Origin of the sequence: Actinomadura keratinilytica, from assembly GCF_039539665.1 — a bacterium.
Classification (GTDB): domain Bacteria; phylum Actinomycetota; class Actinomycetes; order Streptosporangiales; family Streptosporangiaceae; genus Spirillospora; species Spirillospora keratinilytica.
Genome location: NZ_BAABDO010000229.1, coordinates 1 through 3,864, shown reverse-complemented (window position 1 = coordinate 3,864; position 3,864 = coordinate 1). Strand labels below are relative to the sequence as shown.

Sequence of the window (3,864 nt, the reverse complement as noted above, 5' to 3'; positions counted from 1 at the left end):
GCCGCCGCCCAGCAGCGCCACCTCCGTGAGGCCGGCGTTGCGCGCCCGGGCCCGCAGCTGCGCCACCCGGCCCAGCAGGGCGCGCGCCGCGCCCGGCTGCCCGGGCCAGCACAGCGTCCGCCCCTCCGCCTCGGCGGCGGCCGCCGACGGCCACAGCGTCGCATCCTCCGAGGCCAGCCGGACCGGGACCTGGTCGATCCACAGCCGCCCCATGACCCGCCGCGCGTGCTGCCGCACCGGATCGCGCGCGGTGACGGTGACGCCGCCCGACGCGACCGGGGTGTACTCGGTCACGGCCCCGTCCGTCCCGCCCGTCCGTCGCCTCCCGCGACGCGGGCCGCTCCGCGGGCGCGCACGCCGGTGCGCACGCCCGGCGCCGCCCGCACCCCCGCGACCAGCCGGGCCGCGCCCTCCACCGGGTCGCGCAGGTGCAGCCGGACGACCGGCAGGCCCCGCTGCCGCAGCGCCCGCACCTCCGCCAGCGCCCGCGCCAGCCGCAGCTTGGCCAGCCCGTACGGGCGGCCGGGCACCGGATGGTCGGCCAGCGGGTCGCCCGGCGCCGGCTCCCCGGTGACGATCAGGAACACGCCGCCGCCCGGCCCGTCCTTGTGCACCGGGCCGGTGGCGTGCGGATAGGCCGGCCCCTGCCCGTACAGGACGGGGCGGCCGCTGCGCCGCGCCAGCGCGGGCGCCAGGTACCGGCCGGACAGGTCACCGGACACGTACGTGGCGACCGACACGTACCCGTTCATCGGCATGTGCGCCAGCAGCGCGTCCAGCACCCCCTCCAGCCGCGACCCGCCCAGCGACGGCACGTCGGTGTGCACCTCGATCCCGCCGTCGACGAACGCCGGGGCGGCGGTCGGCAGCGGGTCCGGGCCCGCCGCCTGCAGCATCGTCGCCGCGTCGTCCTCGGCCTCCTGCACCACCAGGCTGCCCGGCTCGAACGGGTTCACGCCCAGCAGCCAGCCCGCCACCGCCGCGGCGTACTCCCACAGCAGGAACTGCGCGCCCAGCGGCGCCCACAGCGAGGTGTCGCTCTCCGACGAGCCCTCCGCCCGCGGATTGATCGCGATGCTGTGCACGTCCGGCCGCTCGCCCGGCCCGCCGGACGGGTCGAACGCCAGGATGCCGCGGCCGCGCTTGCCCGTCGCCACCGCCAGCAGCTGCGCGATCCAGGAGCTCAGCGCGGTCGGGCCGCCGGGCTCGCGCAGCATCACCTTGTCGCGGGGGCCGCCCTCGACGCCGCGCTGCGCGCAGCCGCCCAGGATCGCCCCCAGCAGCAGGCCCGGGTTGTCCTCGTCGCGCCCCAGCGACGCCGCCACGGTCGCCGCCTCGTCCAGCACCCGGTAGGCGTCCGCCCCGGCCAGCAGCGCGGGCACCAGCCCGTAGGCCGACAGCGCCCCGTAGTGGCCGGGCAGGTACGGATCGGTCAGCCCGATGCGGTAGCCGCACTGGCGGGCGAAGTCGTGCAGCGGGCTGCCGTGGTCGGTGATCACCAGGAACCGCGAGGCGATCTCGCGTTCGGACAGGCCGTGCTCGCGGAACGCCGCCATGAAGATCCGCCGGTAGGCGTCCCCCTCGATGGACACCCCCGGCTTGCTGGCCAGCACCACCAGCGTCCGGTCGAGCCGGTCCAGCGCGTAGCCGAGCGGGGCGGTGTCCCCGCCGTCCAGCACGGTCAGCCCGCCCGGCGGGGCGTCCGGTCCGGCCGCCCGGCCGGGCGCCGCCGCGGCCGACGAAGAAGACGAGGAGACCGGCGCGGAACCGGCGGCCGCCACCGGCAGCCCGGCGGGGGAGTGCGCCTCGACGATCGCCTGCGCGGGCAGCGTGTCGGCGCCCACGCCGATCAGCACGACGTGGTCCAGGCCGGAGTAGCGCGCCTCGGTGACCAGCGGCTCGATCTGGTTGAGCAGGCCGCGGGAGGCCACGGGCAGGTCGAGCCAGCCCAGCCGGCTGTGGTCGACCGCGCGGCGGCCCCACAGCCTGGGGTCCTTGGCGGCCAGCGCGCCGGGCACCCCGCAGCTGACGAGGTAGTCGCGCGCCTGCAGCGCCGCGTCGAGCACCTCGCCCCGCGTCAGTACGTCGAATCCGGACACCGTTCCTCCCGACGCCCTATCGTTTCAGGAGAGAACAGGCATTCGCGACCCAGTCCTCGGATCTGCGGACACGTTCAGCCGGTGAGCGCCGCGGCGAGGCGGGCCAGGCCCGCCGCGCGGTCGCGCAGGTGCAGCCGCACCGCCGGGCGGCCCACCGACCGCAGCGCCCGCAGGTCGCCGAACGCCTGCGCCAGCTGCAGCTCCCGCAGGCTGTACGGCCTGCCCGGCACCGCCACATCGCGCGGGGACTCCCCGGTGAGCTGCAGGAACACCCCGTTCTGCGGCCCGCCCTTGTGGTACTGGCCGGTCGTGTGCAGCAGCCGCGGCCCCCACCCGAACGTGACCGGGGCCGGGCGCTTGCGGACCGCCGCACCGCGCGCCGCCAGCAGCCCGCGCAGGTCCGCCGCGGCGGCGTCGCCCTCCCGGTCCAGGTACGCCATGACGGCCAGGTAGCCGCCGTCCGGCACCGCCTCCAGCAGGCCCTCCAGCACGCCGGTCAGGTCGGTGGCGCCCCGCACCAGCTCCTCGGGGGCGTGCACCTCCACCTCGCCGCACACCAGCGCCGGCACGCGGCTGATCACGGTGGGCGCCAGGCCCTCCTCGGCGCGCAGCAGCGCCGCGGTGTTGCGCTCGGACGCCCGCACGTCCGGCTGGTCGAACGGGTTGACGCCCAGCACCCGGCACGCCACCGCCGTCGCGTACTGCCACAGCAGGAACTGCGCGCCCAGCGGCCCGGACACGCTCAGCGCCGCGTCCTCGCCGGACGGCCCGCGCGCCGCCGCATCGCCGGGGCGGGCCCCCAGCACCACCCGCCGCACGTCGTCGGCGGGCTCGAACCCGGGCGCGTCCACGCCCTCGACCACCACCGGCAGCACGCCCCGGCCGTCCTTGCCGGTCGACTCGGCGACCAGATGCTCGATCCAGCCGCCCAGGCCGCGCAGGCCGGACCCGCCCTCGGCGACCGCCAGCTTGTCCCGGCCGACCAGCGCCGACGCGCCGAGCACGGCGCCCAGCGCCAGCGCCGGGTTCTCGTAGGGCTGGGCCAGCACCGGCACCAGCTCCGCCGCCTCCGCCAGCAGCCCGGCCGCGTCCGCGCCCGCCAGCGCCTCGGGCGCCAGCCCGAGCGCCGACAGCGCCGCGTACCGGCCGCCGACGTCGCCGGGCGCGGGCAGCAGCCGGTACCCGGCCGCTCCCGCCGCCTCCGCCAGCGGCGAACCGGGATCGGTGACGACCGCGAAGTGCCGCGCCAGGTCGGCGCCGGCGATCCCGGCCGCCCCGAACGCGGCCTGAAACACCCGGCGCAGCGCGTCGGTCTGCACGTCGCCGCCCGACGGGTCGGCGACCACCACCAGCGTGCGCCGCAGGTCGCCGTCCAGCGCCCGGCCCACCTCCAGCGGATCGGTGGTGTCCAGCACGGTCAGCGGCACGCCGCGGGCGCGGGCGATCGCCTCCGGTGCCAGCGCGGCGCCCCCCACGCCCGCCAGCACCACCCGGTCCAGGCCCGCGTCGCGGGCCGCACCGGCCAGCTCGGCCAGCCGCGCCGGAAGCACCCGCGACCGCCCGGGCAGCCGCAGCCACCCCAGCCGCCGGGACGCCTCCGGCGCCGCGTCCGGACCCCACAGGCCCGCATGCCCCGAGGACAGGGAGCGCGGCACGCCGTCGGAGACCAGGCGGGACAGGATCGTCTCGCTCTCGTCGACGACGGCGCCCCGGATGGTGACCGAGACACCGCCCGCGGTCACCACCGCGGTCACCGTCGGCACCT

The 3,864-nt window shown here is 78.3% G+C and carries 2 protein-coding genes and 1 pseudogene; all 3 read right to left on the bottom strand.

The annotated features are described in order from the left end of the window. Positions 1-294, bottom strand: a pseudogene (locus tag ABD879_RS32285) (glucose-6-phosphate isomerase); the annotation flags it as partial. Beyond that, positions 291-2,099, bottom strand: a complete 1,809-nt coding sequence (locus ABD879_RS32280; RefSeq protein WP_345025578.1) for a phosphoheptose isomerase — start codon at positions 2,097-2,099, stop codon at positions 291-293. The gene ABD879_RS32280 and the pseudogene ABD879_RS32285, both read right to left, overlap by 4 nt. 74 nt (positions 2,100-2,173) lie before the next feature. Beyond that, positions 2,174-3,862, bottom strand: a complete 1,689-nt coding sequence (locus tag ABD879_RS32275) for a glucose-6-phosphate isomerase (protein ID WP_345025577.1) — start codon at positions 3,860-3,862, stop codon at positions 2,174-2,176. Positions 3,863-3,864: the final 2 nt, after the last annotated feature.